The organism is Taklimakanibacter albus (genome assembly GCF_016595235.1).
GTDB lineage: Bacteria > Pseudomonadota > Alphaproteobacteria > Rhizobiales > Aestuariivirgaceae > Taklimakanibacter > Taklimakanibacter albus.
Genome location: NZ_JAENHL010000007.1, coordinates 907,357 through 926,784 on the forward strand (window position 1 = coordinate 907,357; position 19,428 = coordinate 926,784).

The 19,428-nt window shown below is 60.2% G+C and carries 15 protein-coding genes and 1 tRNA gene; 9 read left to right on the forward strand and 7 right to left on the reverse strand.

Annotated elements, in window-relative coordinates; genetic code table 11:
- Nucleotides 1–58: 58 nt before the first annotated feature.
- Complete coding sequence (locus tag JHL16_RS15985; protein ID WP_200185886.1) at nucleotides 59–1,009, forward strand: alpha/beta fold hydrolase; 951 nt, start codon at nucleotides 59–61, stop codon at nucleotides 1,007–1,009.
- Here JHL16_RS15985 and hisN read toward each other — a convergent pair.
- The gene (gene hisN, locus JHL16_RS15990; RefSeq protein ID WP_200185887.1) at nucleotides 996–1,790 is read right to left on the reverse strand and encodes a histidinol-phosphatase; all 795 of its coding nucleotides are present in this window, start codon (nucleotides 1,788–1,790) and stop codon (nucleotides 996–998) included. The two genes, JHL16_RS15985 and hisN, sit on opposite strands and share 14 nt — an antisense overlap.
- 577 nt (nucleotides 1,791–2,367) lie before the next feature.
- Nucleotides 2,368–3,258, reverse strand: a complete 891-nt coding sequence (locus tag JHL16_RS15995) for an N-formylglutamate amidohydrolase (RefSeq protein ID WP_210346028.1) — start codon at nucleotides 3,256–3,258, stop codon at nucleotides 2,368–2,370.
- A 156-nt stretch (nucleotides 3,259–3,414) separates the two neighbouring features.
- Between JHL16_RS15995 and cpdR the strand changes: the two genes are divergently transcribed.
- The 3 genes from cpdR (at nucleotide 3,415) to JHL16_RS16010 (ending at nucleotide 4,605) form a co-directional block, all read left to right on the forward strand.
- Nucleotides 3,415–3,777, forward strand: a complete 363-nt coding sequence (gene cpdR, locus JHL16_RS16000) for a cell cycle two-component system response regulator CpdR (protein WP_246770947.1) — start codon at nucleotides 3,415–3,417, stop codon at nucleotides 3,775–3,777.
- 218 nt (nucleotides 3,778–3,995) lie between these two features.
- A tRNA-Val gene (locus tag JHL16_RS16005) sits at nucleotides 3,996–4,070 on the forward strand.
- Between the two features lie 280 nt (nucleotides 4,071–4,350).
- Entirely contained in the window at nucleotides 4,351–4,605 is a 255-nt protein-coding gene (locus JHL16_RS16010; protein WP_210346029.1) for a helix-turn-helix domain-containing protein, read from the forward strand.
- Between the two features lie 1,272 nt (nucleotides 4,606–5,877).
- Here the strand turns inward: JHL16_RS16010 and JHL16_RS16015 are convergent.
- The 3 genes from JHL16_RS16015 to JHL16_RS16025 form a co-directional block, all read right to left on the reverse strand.
- Nucleotides 5,878–8,082 carry a cytochrome P450/oxidoreductase gene (locus JHL16_RS16015; protein WP_200185889.1) on the reverse strand — a complete coding sequence of 735 codons (2,205 nt, stop codon included), beginning with the start codon at nucleotides 8,080–8,082 and terminating at the stop codon, nucleotides 5,878–5,880.
- 387 nt (nucleotides 8,083–8,469) lie between these two features.
- Nucleotides 8,470–9,159 carry a thermonuclease family protein gene (locus JHL16_RS16020; protein ID WP_200185890.1) on the reverse strand — a complete coding sequence of 230 codons (690 nt, stop codon included), beginning with the start codon at nucleotides 9,157–9,159 and terminating at the stop codon, nucleotides 8,470–8,472.
- Between the two features lie 124 nt (nucleotides 9,160–9,283).
- Complete coding sequence (locus tag JHL16_RS16025; RefSeq protein WP_200185891.1) at nucleotides 9,284–10,066, reverse strand: sulfite exporter TauE/SafE family protein; 783 nt, start codon at nucleotides 10,064–10,066, stop codon at nucleotides 9,284–9,286.
- Nucleotides 10,067–10,359: 293 nt separating this feature from the next.
- On the opposite strand from JHL16_RS16025, the gene JHL16_RS16030 reads away from it, so the two are divergent.
- Entirely contained in the window at nucleotides 10,360–11,760 is a 1,401-nt protein-coding gene (locus tag JHL16_RS16030; RefSeq protein WP_246770948.1) for a DUF1254 domain-containing protein, read from the forward strand.
- A gap of 543 nt (nucleotides 11,761–12,303) precedes the next feature.
- Nucleotides 12,304–13,242: an ATP-grasp domain-containing protein gene (locus tag JHL16_RS16035; protein WP_200185893.1), complete on the forward strand. Its 939-nt coding sequence runs from the start codon at nucleotides 12,304–12,306 to the stop codon at nucleotides 13,240–13,242.
- Between the two features lie 34 nt (nucleotides 13,243–13,276).
- Here JHL16_RS16035 and JHL16_RS16040 read toward each other — a convergent pair whose 3' ends face one another.
- Both JHL16_RS16040 and JHL16_RS16045 read right to left on the reverse strand, forming a co-directional pair.
- On the reverse strand, nucleotides 13,277–13,474 hold the full coding sequence (locus tag JHL16_RS16040; RefSeq protein ID WP_200185894.1) for a hypothetical protein: 198 nt from the start codon (nucleotides 13,472–13,474) through the stop codon (nucleotides 13,277–13,279).
- Between the two features lie 7 nt (nucleotides 13,475–13,481).
- A complete protein-coding gene (locus JHL16_RS16045) occupies nucleotides 13,482–13,865 on the reverse strand; it encodes a hypothetical protein (RefSeq protein ID WP_200185895.1) in 384 nt (127 codons plus the stop codon).
- Here JHL16_RS16045 and JHL16_RS16050 point away from each other — a divergent pair.
- Genes JHL16_RS16050 through JHL16_RS16060 form a run of 3 tightly spaced genes read left to right on the forward strand, consistent with a single transcriptional unit; the run spans nucleotide 13,845 to nucleotide 19,423 of the window.
- Complete coding sequence (locus tag JHL16_RS16050; protein ID WP_200185896.1) at nucleotides 13,845–16,040, forward strand: hypothetical protein; 2,196 nt, start codon at nucleotides 13,845–13,847, stop codon at nucleotides 16,038–16,040. The genes JHL16_RS16045 and JHL16_RS16050 overlap by 21 nt on opposite strands.
- Nucleotides 16,041–16,043: 3 nt before the next feature.
- Nucleotides 16,044–18,821: a hypothetical protein gene (locus JHL16_RS16055; protein WP_200185897.1), complete on the forward strand. Its 2,778-nt coding sequence runs from the start codon at nucleotides 16,044–16,046 to the stop codon at nucleotides 18,819–18,821.
- Nucleotides 18,818–19,423: an ABC transporter ATP-binding protein gene (locus JHL16_RS16060; protein ID WP_200185898.1), complete on the forward strand. Its 606-nt coding sequence runs from the start codon at nucleotides 18,818–18,820 to the stop codon at nucleotides 19,421–19,423. The genes JHL16_RS16055 and JHL16_RS16060 overlap by 4 nt, the downstream gene beginning before the upstream one ends.
- Nucleotides 19,424–19,428 lie beyond the last annotated feature (5 nt).

Below are 19,428 nucleotides of genomic sequence, written 5' to 3' on the forward strand. Positions count from 1 at the left end.
AACAGGGTGAAACTCTGTTTCTTGCCGGCCGGACCGGCCTCCTGTAAGCGCTAGGCCCGTGGATCTGCACCCGCCCTTGATTCCGCTGACTCCCCTGCCCGGCAATGGCTTGCCGGAAGGCCTCGTCGCCACATTGGTGACGGCCAAGGACGGGCGCAAGCTGCGCGCCGCCTATGCGGTTCCCAATTCGCCGAAGGGCACGGTCGTCCTGGTCTGCGGCCGCGGCGATTTCATCGAGCGCTGGTTCGAGACGATCGCCGACTTCGTCCGCCGCGGCTTCGCCGTCGCCACCTTCGATTTCCGTGGCCAGGGCGGATCGGAGCGCGCCTATGAGGACCGTTATCGCGATGGCCTCAAGACCTTCTCCGAATATGACGACGATTTCACCTCCTTCATGATGCAGGTCGTCCTGCCGGATTGCCCGCCGCCCTTCTACGCGATCGGGCATTCGACCGGCGGCCTCGTCCTGCTGCGCGCGCTGACGAAGCGTACCTGGTTCGAGCGCGCCGTGCTGTCGGCGCCGCTGATCGGCGTCGATACGGGATTCTGGCCGCTGTCGGTCGTGCGTCTCCTGTGCGCGGTGGCGCCCAAGGTCGGACTTGGCCGGCTGTTCCTGCCGGGCCAGAGCAAGCTGCCGATCGCGCCGCAGAATTTTCCCGGCAACAACCTGACCAGCGACCAGCGCCGCTTCCATCAGGCGACCACCACTCTGGCGCAGCAGCCTGATCTCGGCGTCGGCGGGCCGACCTTCTCCTGGCTCAACGCCGCGCTGCATGCGCTGCGCCAGATGAATGCGTTCGGCAAGTCCATGGTGTTTCGCTCGCCGATCCTCATCGTGGCGGCAGGACGCGACCGCATCGTCGACAATGAAGCGACGCGGCGCTTCTGCGCGGCGGCCACCGGCGTGTCGCTCGCCGTCATTCCCGAGGCGCGCCACGAGATCCTGTTCGAGCGCGACAGCATCCGCGAGCAGTTCTTCGCCGCTTTCGACGCCTTTACGCGGGCGTGATGAGGGCCAGCGCCTCGTCGTGAAGGGCGGCCGAGCTGGCGGCGATCACATTGCCGCCCTGCGCCGGATCGCCCTTCTCCCAGGTGGTGACGATGCCGCCGGCGCCTTCGATGATCGGGATGAGCGGCGCGATGTCATAGGGCTCCATGCGCGCATCGAAAGCGACATCGGTCTGGCCGGCGGCCAGCACGCAGAAGAAATAGGCATCGCCGCCATAACGTGTGAGCCGCGCCGCCTGGGTCATCCGCCGCAGCACTTCCTTCTCGGCATCCGAGCGGTAGAGCTCGGGCGCGGTGGTGGTAAAGGTGGCCTGCGCCAGGGGCCGCGCGGGACGGGTGGCGAGCTTGCGCTCGGCCCCGCCGTGGCGCGACCAGGCGCCGTCGGGATTGCCGTAGAAGGTCTCGCCGACGAAAGGCTGGTTCATCACCCCGACCTTGGGTTTGCCCTCGAAATTGAGGCCGATGAGCGTCGCCCAGGTCGGCATGCCGGAAATGAAGGCGCGGGTGCCGTCGACCGGATCGAGCACCCAGGTCAGGCCCGACCGGCTGGGCTTCTTGCCATATTCCTCGCCATGGATGCCGTGATCGGGATAACGCGCCTCGATCATCGCCCGCATGATCCGCTCGCCGGCCCGGTCGCCTTCGGTGACCGGGTCCCAGACGGCGCCGGCCTTGACGTCGACTGGGATGTCCTTGCGGAAATGCGGCATGATCTCCTGGGCTGACGCCTCGGCGAGGTCCAGCGCGAATCGAGTGAGTTCAGTCCAGTTCGGGGTGGGCATGGGGCAGCTTTCTGGCTCTGGATCACGATGAATTTGGATCGGATCGATCCAAATTCATGAACGTGATCGATTCTAATATTTTAGCGCGGGATTCTTGCGAAAACCGGGATCCACTTTTCGCATCCCGCGCTAGCGGAGGATTTTTTCTAGTTTGGCGTGAGGCGCCGGGAAATGAGGGATATCGCTTTTCCGATTCGATTCCCACAAAAGCAAAAACTCGACCACTTTTATGGAGTTTCTATTCAAAACCGGAGAAATCTTGCTGCATCGCAGCAGAGTTATCCAGGCTCGAGGCATGCACCGAGCGCATGCCCTTTATCGAAAGATGTATGGATGCCCTTCTAAAATTCAAATATTTTCGAATAAAAACAAAATGATAGACACAAATTATATGATCTGCGTTTTCTTAAAGTTGATCCGAATTATTCACTTCGATTGACTCTTTGACTTGAAATTTCGCTGCTGCACTGCCAAATAGGTCTCGTGAGTGAGGACGACGTCCTCCCTCGCATGCCCTTCCTGGGCGTTTCCTCCCTAGACTTGGGCCGGTTCACGAAAGTGATACCGGCCTTTTTTCTTACTCGGCCGCCTCACGCCGGGGTTGCATGATATCGGGGAGGCTGGCGAGCAGACCGGCGAATATCCGGTGCAAGGTGAGCTTTACGGCGGCATAGCCGCGGTTACGCTCCAGGCTGCGCTCGTCGAGATAAAGGGCCCGGTTGATCTCGATCTGCAGCGCATGCCGGTGGTGATTGGGCGAGCCGTAATTCTGGGTGATGAAGCCACCGGAATAGGGCTTATTGCGCAAGACCCGGAGGCCCTGGCTGCGGATCAGCTCCTCGAGCGTCGAGACGATCTCATCGGCGCAGGCCACCCCGTGGCGATCACCCAGCACGATATCCACCCGCCCCGCCTGATGCGGCGTCACATGCGAGCAGGCGGTCGACGGCATGGAATGGCAGTCGATCAGCAGCGAATAGCCGAAGGCGTCCCGCGCCCGGTTGATCAGATCGGCCAAAGTGCGGTGATAGGGCCGGTAGATCGTTTCGATGCGCGCCAGTGCATCGATGAGCTTGAGGGGACCGCGATAGATCTCGTCGCCCTCGCTGACGATGCGCGGGATGGTGCCGAGCCCGCCGGCCACGCGCATGGAGGAGCTGTTGGCGAAGCCCGGCAGCTCCTCGCGGAACATACGCGGGTCGAGCTCATAGGGCTCGCGATTCACGTCGAGAAAGGCGCGCGGGAAATGGGCATGCAGCAAGGGTGAGCCCAGATCGGCGACAAACGAGAAGAGCTCGTCGATATAACAGTCTTCCGATTTGCGCAGCGCATGCGGGTTGAGCCGCGAGGCGGCGAGGAATTCCGCCGGATAGACGCGACCGCTGTGCGGTGAGTTGAAGATCACCGGCCGTGTCCACTTACGGGGGGCGATGATGGCGAAGGCTTCCAACTCGGCGGGTTTGCCCAATTCGCGAAGCTCCCTGGTGGCTTATTCACGCCAAGTATCGCGGTCAAAAGCGCCGTTGTCCACAGGATAGACGCGCTTTATAGGACATTTACCTGTCCGGCCTAGTGTGCTGGACTATAACACCCGTCAGCTCAACGATGGCGAACGATCAGGGATATGATGGCCAAGATCATTTTGGCTGAGGATGACGAGGATATGCGGCGGTTTCTGGTGCGGGCGCTGGAGCGCGCCGGCCATGCCGTCGTGTCTTTCGGCGAGGGCGCCAGCGCCTTCGAGGAAATCAAGCAGAGCACGTACGACCTTCTCCTGACCGACATCGTCATGCCGGAAATGGACGGCATCGAGCTCGCCCGCCGGGCCGCCGAGCTCGATCCAAGCCTGAAGATCATGTTCATCACCGGCTTCGCCGCGGTGGCACTGCATCCCGATTCGCGCGCCCCCAAGGAAGCCAAGGTGCTGTCCAAGCCTTTCCACTTGCGCGAGCTGGTCGCCGAAGTCGACCGCATGATGGCGGCTTAGACGCGCCACCAGGCCCGGCCATTGCAGGTCGCCTTCTCACTCAAGCCGACCGCTAGGGAAAGTCGGCTAAACCCTTGCCGAAGCCCGACAAATCGCAACACCCTGCCCGGTTATCTCGGGTCGGCGCAGGACCGCCAGCAAAACCGCGAACAGCCGGTCATAGGTCTTGCACTCAGGCCCGCTTCCCGATATACGCAGGCCGCTTCAAGCAATGGCGTGGGCGGTTAGCTCAGCGGTAGAGCACTACGTTGACATCGTAGGGGTCACAAGTTCGATCCTTGTACCGCCCACCATTTCTTCTTCAAAAATTTCAGATAGTTGCGAGCGGGCCATTTTGAGCAATACGCATCTCATCGCTCTCATGGGGCAGAGATGGGGCGGAAGCTCAGGAGGAAAACTCGAACGCGTCGGCAACCGCCGATAAATTCTCTAGTCTCTTTTTGCGGCAGTCCTTGTTCTCAAAGTGCGCACCATTGATGACGCAAAAGGAGTGCCGGAGCAGATCGGGAATGTCTCAGGCTTCTATCTCAACTTCGATGAGACTGGTCTGCTTCGGAAGGATCTCTACGACGAATGGATCAGATCCGGATTTTCCGGGAAATACGAGCCAAGGACGTGTCGGGCATCTATCGCGCGGTGGACTGGATCGAAAAGGGCAAGTGGAGCCAGGCTGAGGTCGCGAAGAAGCTTGGCATTACCCAGCCCCGGTCATCCGAGTTCATCAACAGCAAGGTGGATAAGTTCTCACTGGAAGCCCTCCTTGGCTTCCTCGACAAGATCGGCGCCGATGTTCACATCAAGGTGGACAAGGCGAAGAAAGCCGTCTGATATGACACCGCTCGAGCACGTGGCAGAGTTCATCAAGGATGCCAATTGCGTCGCTTTTTGCGACGACTGCATAACCGAGAAGCTCGGCCTGAGCGCCGACCAACATGTGGGCCGCCACACGAGTGCACTGGCACGGTTGCCGAATTGTGATCGCCACGAAGGGAAGTGCAGTAGATGCGAAGGTCACAAGCAGGTCATTCGCTATGTGAGAACGCGAAGCGGGCTATTTGACTGATGCGCCTAGAGAATTGTACCGGCGAGGAACAATTCTTCTCGCCTTTTTAGGGCCTTTAGGCATGTAAGCGCTCTACGGTGACCGAGAAGTCGCCATCGACCAATGGAATATCCCGGTGATCTTCCATCACAGCGGCCTCTGCTTCGCTCTCTCCCGCTGCCCATATCGTCCCTCGAAACAAGACAGTAGAATCAGACTTCTTGACCGTCACAGAAAAGAGAAACGAAGACACTGACATAAACTCTCCAATGCTTTCCGCTAAGCATATAGGAGGCCGGGGCGGGTTTCGACAGGGCGAATTGATCCGCCCTATGCGGCGCCATCCTGTAAATCAGCCGAGTGGACCGGGGACGCATTGTCGCCGAGCATGACCTTCGATGCAGCCGTCAGGAAGCATTGCGGAGGCCCCGCCGCCACTATGGCCGGGGACGGTCGGGCGGCAATTGAGGCTTCTGCAGCTTCTCGACCTTGTCTTTGATCGCGCCGATATCGGACCTCAACATCGAAAAATTCTCTTCAAGCCGGCTATTGATCCTTCGGAGATCATCACCAAACTGGGTTGAGTCGCTTCGAAGGTCTCCTGCTGCGTCCCTAATTGCAGAAACGCGACCATTCAAGTCATACATCGACTGGAGCAGCCACATGGCGGTAGTTGTGCCTACGCCCGCAATTCCCAGCTCCAAGCCGTCAAATCGTCACTACCGCCTAGCTAGCAGCCACAAGTTCGCAGTGTTCGCGCTGGGAAAGTCACACTATGTCACGAATATCGCACTCAAGGACGTCGTGCATGAACTTGCCGTTCTCGAAACCCCAAAAGATCTGTGCGGGTCGACGAGCGCCGGGGCGATAATTACAGTGCGAAGCTCTGTCGGCTTCGCGTGCTTGTAAAAGTGGCTCAAGCGGCATCGTCTCTTGGACGATGAACATGTCGGTCCGATCGACGAGATCCCAAATGAAGCAGCCGGAACGCCGCGGACGGCGTTACTCCATTCTTGTTGATCATTTCCACACTCACGCCTCTTCCTTCGGCTAGTGCTTCAGATGTCGATGACGATCTCGCGTGTAAGCGACCTCGAGCAGCAGATCGTCATCTGCCTGTTCGTCGCCTTTTCCTCGTCCGACTGCCATTGGTCGCGATGATCCGGCAGTCCCTCCACAACAGGCGTAAGGCATGTGCCGCAGACACCCGACTGGCACGATGACCCAACGCTGACGCCAGCTTCCTGAAGGACTTGCAGGATCGTACGGCCAACAGGCACCATGAGGCGTAGGTTGCTGCGCCGCGCCACCACAGTGAACGCCGTGTCGACGTCGTCCGAACCAACGGAAAATCGCTCGAAGCGGACACTGCCGACGGGCCAGCCTGTCGCTTTGGCGGCAGCTGCAACCGCGTTGTTCAAACGTGCGGGACCACAGCAGTAGACACGGCCGTCGATCCTCGGGCCGGACAGGACCCTTCGCGGGTCCAGGCGCATCCCGGACGGATCTGTGCCGAGATAGATGCTGACGCGGCGTCGAAATGGCGCCTCGTGAAGCTCCTCGAGAAAGGCTGCGTTGGCCTCGCTGCGGGCGGCATAGTGTAGTTCGAAGTCCCCGCCCATTTCATGCAGGCGGTACGCCATGGAAAGAATCGGGGTGATGCCGATGCCGCCAGCGATAAGGATGTATTTCGACCCGGTCTCATCCAGCGGAAAAAGATTGCGGGGAAAACCGATACGCAAGGTGGCGCCGACCTTCAGACTGTCATGCGCCGCGACCGAACCGCCTCGCGACGGCTCTTCACGAAGGATCGCGATACGGTAAGGCCCCTCGGCTCCTGGCCTGCCGCACAATGAATACTGCCTGATCATTCCATCCCCAAGGACCAGATCGATATGCGAGCCGGCGGTGAAGCTTTCGAGTGGATTGTCATCTGTTCTGGCTAGGCGCAGGGAGATGATGTTCTCAGCCTCCTGCCTGCGGTCAATGACCCGGACCTCGATCGCGCCGCTCGCCGCACTGCCTGTGGCAAGCTTCGACGCGCTGGCGGCAACAGGATGGAAGATAACCGGCAGGCGGCTGAACGCATGAATAGTGTTGTTCAGGGCAATTTCCGGTTCCCCAACGGTGATCCGGTCGACACGCGACATCATGGCCTTGAGAAGCGATTCCATCTCCATCCGGGCCAAATGCATGCCCGCGCAAGCGTGAACACCATGTCCGAAACCGAGATGGTCGAGATCCCGACGCGCAATATCAAAGCGGTCGGGGTTCTCGAACCGACGTTCGTCCCTGTTCGCAGACGCATAGAGCATCATGGCGCGGGCGCCTCGTGGCATGTCCACCCCGTCAATGGTGCAGTCTTGCGTCAGCGTTCGCGTGAAGGAGCGTATGGGCGAGCCGATGCGGACGGCCTCGCTGACCGCGTTGGCTGCGAGGGTCGGATCGGCTCGCAGCAGTTCCCATTGTTCAGGATTTCGACCGAGCTGATAGATGAGATGGCCGGTCGCAGAGATGGTCGTATCCAGGCTCGGATTGATGTAGTCGCGAAACAGATGCGGGACGAAATCCACGGGGATCGCCCCATCTCTGGCAAGCTCATGGATGCGCGCCGTCCAGCTTCCAGGCTTGAGGCGATCGAGCGTTGCTTTCGTAGCGATCCACTGCCGCATTTCCGTGAGCGTTTCAACGCCTCTGCGGCCGCGCTCGTTCTGCACGCCGAGAATGTTGAAAGACGCCGCCGCCCAGTTCAGCATGTTCGCGCGCCCGTCGTCGGGCAGTCCAACCAACTCCGTCACGAGCGAGAGAGGCAGCTTGCGGGCGAAATCGGCCATCCCGTCGAACCCGCCGCTGCCGACCACACGGTCCACCACCTTCACTGCGGCCACTTCTATGCTCTCACGAAGGCCTTCGAGCGCCGCCGGTAGCAAGGGGGTAGCCATGGCGGCACGCATTTCGTCGTGCCGCGGAGGGTCTGACATGAGGGTGTTTCCTCGGAGGAACTGGCAGCCAAAGTCATCTCCCGCAACGCCACTTGCAGATGAGAAGACTTTCCAGTTGCGTAGTGCCTCCCGGACGGCCGCATAGCGTGTAAAGGCAAAGTTTCGGTGCCGCGGGAGCCAGATCACAGATCCAAGCGTTCGCATTGCGGCATAGTGATCCCACGGATGACGGATAACGTCGTCCGCATAGAAATCCACGTCATACTCCGGGACCCCATGTGCTTTGGCGTGGGGGCATTGGTTGCTTGCATCTTCGCTCATGGGGCTCCTCGCTAAGGAGGGAACGAACGATGCTGCGAAGGCAAAGTCGATTGGCCTTTCAACAATCTGTGTTCGGTTTTCGGCAAGTAGCGATGCTACCGCAGCAAGGCGTCTTTCAATCCAGAAAGCGCGGTCTGGGTCTCCGTCCCGCCTTTTGTCGCGATATAGATATCGCAGCGAGCCCATTCATGGTCGAGCGGCACGCAGGCAAGTCCTCGTTTGATGACCTCGCTTGCCGACGCACCGGCAGGCATCACGGTGATGCCCAGGCCGCCTTCAACGACCCGGCGAACGCATCGGTCAGCGGCTGGGGTTCATCAGGACCACGCACCGCGCAACGACCTCATAACTCTGCCCGCCGCTGGACCGTTGCTCATTGTCCTACCCTCATCGATGCGATGCTCGCCATCCGGAATCTATGGCTTCGGCCTCACTGCAAAACCATCGTTCGCCCTTCGCCTGGTCGATCTTCGCCAGCGCGTATTGTCGCGACCAGGGAGCGTGGTAGATTTTTTGGCCTTTGGCATCGATGTTTCCCTTGATCGGGCAACCTTCAGGAGCGACCTGCCTGGCCGTCTCCCGGCGCCAGGCGCGGTATTCCCAGGGCGTTTGAGTCTTCGACTGCCAGATGCCGATCTCCTCGCGCCGCGGCTTCATCTCAAGATCAATGTAGTCGGCCGAGTACTTCACGAAGGCCCAGGCCAGTCCGGAGGCGACGAGTTTCGCGCCGATGTCGGGCTCGTCTTTGGTGAAGCATCGGGCAATCAGCAGGCCATAGTCGTCGCGCTGCCTTGGCTCGCAGTGAACTGTCTCGCCGGCGGTCATCATCGACAGGGCGTCGATCGCGGCCTTGGAACAGTCCCAGGAGCCCTTCGGAAGCTGGCACTTCTGCCCGAGCTCGGGCGCGTCGATGCCGTGAAGGCGGACGATCACCCGACCGATCTGCAGAGTATCGCCGTCGACGATGACGGCCTGGCCGGAGACGGCAGCAGCGACAGCGGCGCCCTGGATCAAGAGCGCGGCGGAGAAACAGAGGCTGGCAGCAAGCGCGATCGCGCAACAGAAACGGGTAAGCATGTCAGGAGTTATACTGCAGTGACGGCAGAAAAAGCACGGCAAATTCGCCCCCGCATTTGCCCCGGTGTTTTACTTGCTTAACGCTCGCCCGCACTAACATGTTCGCATCAAAGCGGGCGGCTGATCAGGCATGTCTCCAGACTTTGACCGCCGATACGAGCAGGATTGCCGCAAGCAGCGGCAGCAGGATTGAGCTGGGTATCAGCCCCAATAATTGGCCACCGATGAATGTACCAGCGATTGAGCCCACCGCCATGGCCACGACGAAGCCGAGATTACGTCGCAGGACCACGAAACTCTGGTCGCGGCTGTATCGGGCGAACCCGACCAGCATCGTGGGCAGGCTCACCGCAAGCGACAGACTGCCCGCCAGCTTTACGTCGGCGCCGAACAGCAGGATCAAAGTGGGGATAAGGAGCTCCCCGCCTGCCACCCCCATGAGGGACGCAACGACTCCAATGGCAAGCCCCGCCATCACGCCGGCGGCGATCTGGGCAGGGCCATGAAGCCATGCGCCAGCGGCTTCGCCGCTGTGACCGAGCAGCAGAATACCGGCAATGACCACGAGCAGGACCGCAATGACGCGGTAGAGGGTTTGCGACGAGAGGCGTGTGGCCCAGTCTGCACCGAGCCAGGCGCCGATAAGGCTGCCGGCCAATAAATTGAGAATGACCGGCCATTGCTCCGCGATAGAGGCTAAGGGCACCGTCGAAGACCGAAACGGCAATGCCGTCGCGACCACGATGAGGCTCATAGCCTTGTTGAGGATAACGGCCTCAAGGGCGCCGAAGCGAAACAGGCCGATCAGGATCGGCAAACGGAACTCTGCGCCACCGAGGCCAATGAGACCACCGAGGGAGCCAACTCCACAACCACTCAAAAACGCCCAGATCCGATTCGCTGTCATGCGGGCTATTTAAAGCCCGCTCGCGAAAGCCGGCATCGCTTTTTTGCGTCCCGCTCACCGTCGACGACACGAAGGCACTCAAGGTGATGCGTCCCAAAAATGGAGCTTGCTTGCGTCCCTCAGCTGCCGAGGGGCTGAGGCGCGGAGGGCGGGTTTCCCTCTCGAGAAATCGGGCAATTTTTCATGGGCCTTAGGTCCAACTAGTCACGCCGCGAAAAGCTTGCTTCTGGAGAAAGCTCATAACCTGTGAGCGCCCGCCATGAATCATGGCCGTCGCAATTCGAGGAGGGGTGATGAGGCATCTGATCAGCGTTCTCATCGGATTCTGGTTCACTTTGGCTGCGGCACAGGCAAACGCACCTCTGTCCGCGGATCAAGTCCGAGCCCTTGCCCGTGACGTTTACCAATATGGCTATCCCATCGTTCTGATGGATATGACGGCGCGCCAAACCACAGCGGTACCTAATGCCGCCGCGGTATCGGGGCGCGCGCCGATCAATCAGTTCGCTTACTTCCGGACCTATCCCAAAGCAGATGCGAAGGACGTTGTCAGGTTCAACTTCGACACGCTCTATTCCTTCGCCTGGGTAGATCTCAGCAAGGAACCGATCATCCTGTCGGTGCCTGATACCGGCGGGCGCTTCTATCTCGTGCCGTCTCTCGACATGTGGACGGACATCTTTGCGTCGGTGGGAGCCCGAACGACCGGAACGGGCGCCGGCAACTTCGCCTACGTGCCGCCGGGCTGGAAAGGTGACCTCCCTGAAGGCATCCAGCGGATCGACGCACCGACATCGATGATCTGGATCATGGGACGTGTCCAGACCAATGGTCCCGCCGACTACGAGAATGTTCATAAGGTCCAGGACGGGTTGAAGCTGACGCCGCTCGCTCACTGGGGCAAGTCCTATGCGCCGCCGGTGACAACTGCGGTCGATGCCAGCGTGGACACCAAGACACCGCCGCTCGTCCAGGTCGACAAGATGACGGGCGTAGAGCTGTTCACCCGTCTTGCCGAGCTGATGCGGAAGTTCCCGGCGCACGGCAACGACTATCCCATCCTGTTCAGGATGCGGGCGATCGGGCTGGAGCCCGGCAAAAGCTGGGACGGCAGCAAGCTCGACAAAACAACGATCGATGCCATCAATGCCGGCGCAAAAGAGGGCCTTGAGGATATGGTGGCCAGCATCAAGAGTAGCGGCACGCATGTCAATGGCTGGAACGTCGTCGTCGACAATATGGGGACCTATGGCACCTCCTACCGGCAGCGCGCCATCGTCGCCCTGGCGGGGCTCGGCGCCAATCTCCCGGCGGACGCAATCTATCCTGCCGCCTTTGTGGATGGCGAAGGAAAGCCCCTGGACGGCGCCAGCAAATATGTCCTGCATTTCGACAAGGGCAAGACACCGCCGGCCGGCGCCTTCTGGTCGCTCACCATGTATGACAATCAGGGCTTCCAGATCCCCAATCCGATCGACAGATTTGCCATTGGCGACCGGGACAAGCTGAAATTCAATGAAGACGGCTCGCTCGACCTCTACATTCAGGCCGAAACCCCCGGCAAGGAGAGGGAATCCAATTGGCTTCCCTCCCCCATGTCGGGCGCGATGGGCCCAACCCTTCGCATCTACGCGCCGAAGCCTGAGGCGCTGGACGGCGCATGGGTCCCGCCGCCGTTTCAGAAAGTAGACTGAGCGACCGGCTAATTGCCCTCAGCTGCAAGACACCGGCACTGAGAGCCATTGAATTCCATCGGCCAGCCGATATAATTTTCCCGCCTTTCGGAGGCTTCTGAAGGGCGGCGGCCCGTCAAACAACCTTCGCCGTCCCGTTGTCCTGGCGGGCCGCTTCGAATTCATTTTTGCCTCTGCGCGTCCTTTTTAACTTTCAATTCATGCGAAAGAGGCGTCCCCTTGAAAACAAGGAAACGGAAGCTCGCACTGCCATGATGGCATGAGCGGCCATGCGGTCAGCGCAATGCGAGCGATCGAGCGGTGCGACGACTTGCTCCTCGTCGCAAGTCGTAACTTAACTGGATATCAGCCGGACGACGGACTGTTGCGTCTCCAAGGCGCAGCAAGGGGTGCGGCCCGCCAACCAGGGACGGCACATCACGAGAGGCGGGCCGCACCCTACTCAACCGGCATCGCTGAAAGCTCCTTCACGCACCGGATGGCCTTTTGCCCAAGACAATGAGGCCGTGCTAAAGCCATCCCTCCCTGGCGGAGGATGCTCGCGTGGAGCCGACTTACAATCTCGTCCTCTATCACGTGCCGACCCGGCAATGCATTTCCGACTTCATGGTCATTCGCAACATGATGGTCGGGCGGGCGAACGACATTCAGGTTCACATCATTTCCGCCGGCGGCGTCATTCCCGCCGAATTCTGGACGAAGGCCGCGAAACGGCCGACGCTCATTTTCTCTCCCTCCTATCTCGCGCGCATCGATGTCCCCGCGCGAGGCACCCGCCTCATGTCGGCGGGGGTCAGCAAGCTCGAGGAGCTGCGGCTTCTGGCGGGCACCGGCGCGGCAACACCGGAAACGCATGTGATCACACCGGATCTGAAACTCGATGAAGCCGAATGGGGGCCGTTCACCGTCGTCAAGCCGAATAAGGGACTTCAGGGGCGCGGCGTCCGCCTGATGCGTACGCGAGACGTCAAGTGGACGAACACCGCCAAGCTGCCGAAGGACGATCCCCGGCATGGCGTCGATCTCCTGGCGCAGCGTTACGTCGACACCGGCCCTCTCGTGACCTGCTATCGGGTGTTCACGGTCCTCGGACGGCCCATCTACTCCGTCACCTCGACGGCGGTCGAGCCGCGCGCGCCGCTCGATCAGGCGGGCGACGACACGCTGGACATCGCCGTGGCGGCGAATGGCATGCCGCGCAAGGTCGCCCTCGCCAATGACCCCGAAGTCATCGCGCTCGCCAAGTCCATCCACAAGGAAGTCCCCTATCTTCCGGTGATGGGGATCGACATCATTCGCGAGCACGGCACCGGCAAGCTATTCGCCCTCGAATACAACTCCGGCGGCGGGGTCTGGCATCTCTCTTCCGGGCATGGCCTTAAACAACAGCACACGCATGGGATCGACTATTATCGCCAGTTCAATGCGCTCGAGACCATCACCGACGCCCTGATCGAGGCGACGCGGACCCTCGCTGCCTGAGATCGACGCGCCGGCAAGATAGTTAATCCAGGATTCACCAAGAGCCAGCCACCTCATCCGGCTTGTCGCCCGCCTTCTTTTCAAGCGCCGCAGCTTCCGCCTCGAGCTTCCTTGCGAGCTCCAGAAAGCCCTGTTCCGTTTTGGGATCGCTCAAATCGACCGACAGTGCCCGCGCCTGTTCGGCGGCATCACGCAGCTCGGCAATTTTCGCCCATAGAGCTTTTTTGTCCATTTCCAGATCAATCCGTGGTCATCGAAAACGTTCCGCCGGCCGGCGCATAAACAACACATCCGCCAGATCCACCGATTGAAAGTATCATAATTTTGCCGTAAGGTAAGAAAATATGACAACTCGTTGGGCTACGTTGCGATCCGTCTGGTGGGCGCTCCGCCAGTGCCGGGCGATGCTTTTTGTCCCCCTCATTCTCAACATCCTGTTTTTCACCGGACAGGGTGCCGAGCTTATCGGCTCCCTCTATGACGAAACCCGCAGCGCCAGCGCCTGGTTCACTTTCGCAGCCCTGATACTGCTCTGCTTTCAAGTCTGGTTCTGGAGCCGCCTCAGGCTTGAGCTCAGCAGCATCGACGCCTTCGGCGGCGGCATGCCGGCGCACCGTAAGCACCGGACGCTCGAGCAGCACACCAGGAGGATCGCGACCACGCTCGTGCCTATCGGCGTGGCCTTCTTCGTTGCCGGCTCACAGTTATATCACTTCTGGAGCACCGAACGTTTTGGTCTCGTCTTCCTGATCAGCCTCGCGAGCCTGTTCGTCATGGCCGCCATCATGGCGGGATCCGCGCGCTTCGTGATCAGCGAAGACGAGGCCCGCATCCCCAGCAGGAACATGAGCCGGATCGGGCCTACGATGCGGAGCCTGCTGCGTCTCCCCGCCCAAGCGATCGACCTGCCGCTACCCTATTGGCGCATCTGCATGGCGTTCAGCATCACCGCCAGCATAGGCGGCCTGCTGCTTGCCCTGTATCTGGGAGCGGATTTCGCCCTAACCATCGGAACCATAGGCATCGTCATCCTGGCCATGGCGATCTACGTTCCGCTCTTCGCCATTCCGCGCCTGCTCTTCAGGAACACCAACTTCCCGGTCACGGCGCTATTTTTATCTCTACCGCTCTTGCTGCCGTTCCTGATCAACGCCACGGGATTGAACACCTATGGAATATGGCCGCAGGTCGGATGCGCGATCCTCGGCGTGCTCGGCATGGTTCTGCTCTGGCGCGGCAATCCGCCCGCGGCAATCGCAGTCGGGATCGCGGCGTTCCTTTCCTTCGCCGCCCTGCAGAATTACAGCCGGGTTGCCTACACCATAACCTCCATGGCCGCGGACGACGCACCGCAATTGCAGGCGCCCCTCGAAGATGAGGTCCAGCGCTGGATGGACAAGCCAGAATGGAAAGAGAATCCGCCCCCCTACATCTTCTTCGTGAATGCCGCCGGCGGCGGCATCCGCGCAGCCTATTGGACGACCGCCGTTCTCGGGCGAGTAGCCGATTGCTCACAGAAATTTTCCGATCGTCTCTTCGCCATAAGCGGGGTTTCGGGCGGCAGCCTCGGCGCGGTGATCCATGCTGCCCAATTGCGCAACAGCCTGGACGGCGAAGCGCGGTCGAGAGTACCGCCAAACCCTCCGCCATTATGCTCCCGCCATCCTCTGTCCATGGCCGATGTGCCGCTTCCCATCGGGCTTTATCAATCACAAGCCAAGCAGATCCTCGCCTACGACTTCCTGACGCCGGTACTCGGCACTTATCTGTTCAGGGACATCGCTTCCGCTTTCCTGCCGCTTCCTCCCGGATCCGACCGGGCCGTCGTCTTCGAACACGAAATGTCGATCGCCTGGCAGGCACATTGCGCCCGCCCGGGCAGCAACGCGGCCTGCGTGCCGAACAATCTCGACAAGACATCTTTCTTCGCCTTGCGCCGTTCGACCCTGCGCGATTTCTGGCGGCCGGCCGCCGTCAACCTGGCTTGGATTCCCATCCTTCTGCTCAATGGCACGCACCAGGAAACCGGAAAGCGAGTCATCACCTCACATGTCAAGATCAGGCAGGCCGTCTTCACCGATGCCTATGATTTCATTTCGAACCTTACCCGCAAGGATATCCCCATCGCCGCCTCGGTGCTCAATTCGGCGCGATTTCCCATCGTTTCACCCTCGGGAGTCGTCGTTGACGGGGCCAATGGCGGAGACACCACCCTCGGCCACATCATCGACGGCGGCTACTTCGAGAACAACGGCGCGGCGACGCTCGAAGAGCTGGTGACCGAAACCATGCGGATTATCGATAACCGGTGGCCTGAAGGCAAAAGACGCCCAACGCCGGTGGTGATCGAGATTCTCAACAATCCCAATTATGCCGAACAGGATTACGCGGTCTGGAACGAGATTCAGGATGATTTTGGTATCCAGGTCGCCAATACGACACCGCCCGGAGACAAAGGAGTGCCCACTTTGCTCTCGCAAGTCGCCGGCGCGCTGCTCGGCCTCTACAATACGTCCGGCGGGCGCGAGGTCATGGCCTCGAAGTCCCTGATCAAGACCATGCACAATCCAAAGGGACTCTTCATCCAATTCAGGCTGTGCCCCAACATGGCACCCTCTCCTCCGCTCGGTTGGCTCCTGACGCCGCAGAGCCAGCAGGCCATGGATGATCTGCTTCTCGGGGTCGGCGATCGTCGGCCGAGTGCTTCCAGCGGGCGCAGTACCGCCACTTATCTCAACTGCTTCAACGCCAACCAGCGCAGTCTTGCGCGTGTCCTTTCCTTGCTGAACGAAGGCTAGAATATGGCGCATGAACCGCGAGACGACGCAAAGAGCTTCTCGCGGATCGCTCCCGCCATTCGCGCTTACCGAGCCATTGCTGCCCGGCTGGCGACAAGCTGGATGCCGCAGGTTCTCCTCGCGGTGCTTCTGGCGGTCTGCCTGCCCTTGACACTTTTCTGGCTGCAGCAGCGGCGCGCCCAAGAACTGCCGGCAAGCGTGAACTACGTGCCGGCGGACGCGGATTGGTTCATCTTGTCCGATACCATAAAGGACCTGACCACACTCTCTGGCACGCATCTGGCCTATATGCGTTCAGCGCTGGATGATAGCGGCGGTTGGCCGACGAACGGCGGGATCGGAAGTCAAGAACAGCTTGATCAGTCGATCGACGCCCTGCTGGTCGGAGACTCGCCCAGGGGCTACAAGAGCCTGCATTGCCTGCTGAGCCGCGATGACGAGACGCTCAAGCAAAATGGCCTGGACATCTCCGGGTCCACGGCAATGTTCCGGAAGGATAACCGCCTATATTTTCTTCTGCCGGCGACGAAACCGCTGTCGTTGATCAACTATCTCTCCGCCGGTCTGGTGGACCCGGTGCCGACAATCAGCATCGGATATTGGGCTCGCGAAACGGCCGGACCGCTTCATCGTCGGGCATCTCTCAATATTTCCGCCGACGGATACCAGCCTTGCCTGTCCCTGCCCCCCGGCACAGACGCGATAGATCAGTTGACGATAAACGGAATGTTCACGGCCGAGTCGGACCAGATGCTGAACATCGAGCTTGTGCCCATCATCAGCAGTGGGCTGAAGGAAGCCTCGGTCAGGCCGATGTGCAAGCTCCGCGGCAAGACCACATTGAAATGCCAATGTGAGCTCATGGTCGCAGGCTCCGCGATTGCCTGCCAGGACCGCAACAGCCTGCCATTGCCGCGCACCGCTCTGGATGACAAAGAAGCAGACCTTTTCGAGAGCGGCCTCCCCGCCAGCTTCGGAGGCTATACCGGCCAGAAACTGGACAACTACGTCGTACTCTCCGCCTATGTCGGCGATCAAGGCAAGGCCTCCCTCGCAAGGCGGCTGGACAGGCCGTCAACGAGTATCGGCCACGACGGAGCCTTCAAAGATGCAGTTACCTCTCTGCGCGCTCAGAACCGCGATCACGTCACGCTGCTTGGCGGCATAAGACCGACCTCCGGTATGCGGCTCCAGAAGAATCCACGCCTGCCCGCCATCCCTCTCTATCTCACGACACCTCTGGCCATCTCGATGAACAAGGACGAACTCATCGTCTCGCTCATCGTCAACCTTGCTCCACAAGATATGGAGCTTCTCAAACTGATCGCTCTGAAACCGGGGGAACAGCAAGCCGTCGAGTGGTCCGGACCGCCCGGCTCCGGCATACAGATCTCGTTCAACGATCCCTCCCTGCGATCATACCCGAAGCTGCTCAACACCATCTTTCCCGATCTCACCGGCATGCTCCAGGCCAAGGGCCGCGTATACCCCCTATTCTTCGACCTCCTGGACAATGGCATCTCCGCGGTCAGCTTCGCGTCGTTGAAAAAAACGTCCGACTGGCTGGCGCCCGTGGCGATCGTCACGTCACACGCCAAAAGCGACCTGGCAGGTGTTTCACGGTTGCTGGAAGTCCTTTCCCGTCATGACACTCTACGCCGCAATGCCGCGATCATGTCCGGTCTCGGCAGTTATCTCACGATGGCGTGCACTCTGGCGTCTGCTTCCGGCAAAGACTGCTTCACCAAAATGATCGAGCGCCGGGCGCAACAGGCAAACCGGGACAAGACGTTGGACGAAGCCGCGGCAATCAAAGCCACTCTGTCGGAACTGTCCTGCACGCGCGAGGAGAACACGCCCGAGCTCGAGGAATTCGTCGACGCCGTCGCCGCGCAGGATCTTCCCGCCTTCGATCGGCTGATGGCCAGTCATCCGCCCGATTTCAAGCGCGAGTCCAGCATCGGGTTCACCAAACGCATGGGCGCAATGGAGTTTCCCGGCGAGTTGTCATGGGGCTCCGCGCTCGCCGGCATGACCGCTTCCGTCGCCGCCATGTCGAAGGAAAAACTCGCGAGATTCAATCAATTGCTAGCACCGACGATCGAAGATCGTGAAACCGGAGGGCTCATCAGCAAGAGCAGCGAGCAGATAAAAGCTGACCTGCGGAGCGCCGCCGCCCTCTTGCAGCAAGCACGTCACGATTGGGGCTATCTGCTTGACGGCGACCAGATGAACGTGATGCGGGCGCAAATCGACGAAGCAATCAAGCTTTGGGGCGACGCCATGACCGACGATATCGACAAGGTCTCGGCGATGCAGGAGACCGCCGAGACCCTCGCGGCGTGGGCTCCCGCTCAGAACGACAATAACGGCGGGCTTCTGGAATGGTTCGTTTCGCTTCCGACGATTGACGAGATAGGCGCTCCATGCGCGAGCGCAAAGCTGGACAAAATGAAACCGGTCCTCGAGGGACAACAGTTACAGGTCGACAGCGTCGACATGAGCGGATCGAATTTCGCGCTCATCTTCTATCAGCGCGGAAATTCGAAGCTGATCAGGGAGCTGGAGAGGGCAATGTCGACAAAGCCATCGACATCGAAGTTCAACGCGGCCGTGGATGGATCGACCTTCCTTTCAAAAGAAGAGAGCATACAAAACGCTCTCACGGAGATGAGGACCAATATTCCCTATAGGTTGATGACCATCAGCCTGAATGGACAGGAGGACGGCAAGGGCATTGCCGCAACTCTTTCGTTGAAGCGGGAGACATCCAAGCAATGACGACGGCCCCACTCCTGCGGTTGGAGCACATCACCAAGTCCTATGGCGGCCCGGAGATTTTCAAGCCGGTCGATCTCGCATTGAGCCCGGGGGCACGCGTGTTGGTGCGCGGGTCGAATGGATGCGGCAAATCCACATTCCTGCGGATCGTCGCCGGCCTGACGGAGCCCGATGAGGGCGGGCTTATCCGGAAATCGCAGGAGCACCTGTCGGTTTCGTATCTTCCGCAGGCCATCATGGGCTTCACCGACCTTTCGCTCAGGTTCAACAGGCTGCTCCTCGGCCTCATCATCGGCCGCGGCGTGGCGATGAACGAGAACGTCGTCGAAGCCTATTTCAAGGACCGTTCGCACATGCCGCTCGGGACGCTGTCCGGCGGATATCGCCGTCTGTTCGCCCTGCAGCAGGTGTGCTCAACCCGCTCCGACGTCATCATACTCGATGAACCCTTGTCGCAGCTCGACGACCAACGTCTCGCCCAGGCGATCGCGCTGATCGAGGAGGCGTTCAACACGGCGAAGATCGTGATCGCCTCGCAGCCCACGAGCAATGCATTGCCGGCCGAATTCGAGAAACTCTGGAACACTCCCCTGAAATTCTGAGCCCA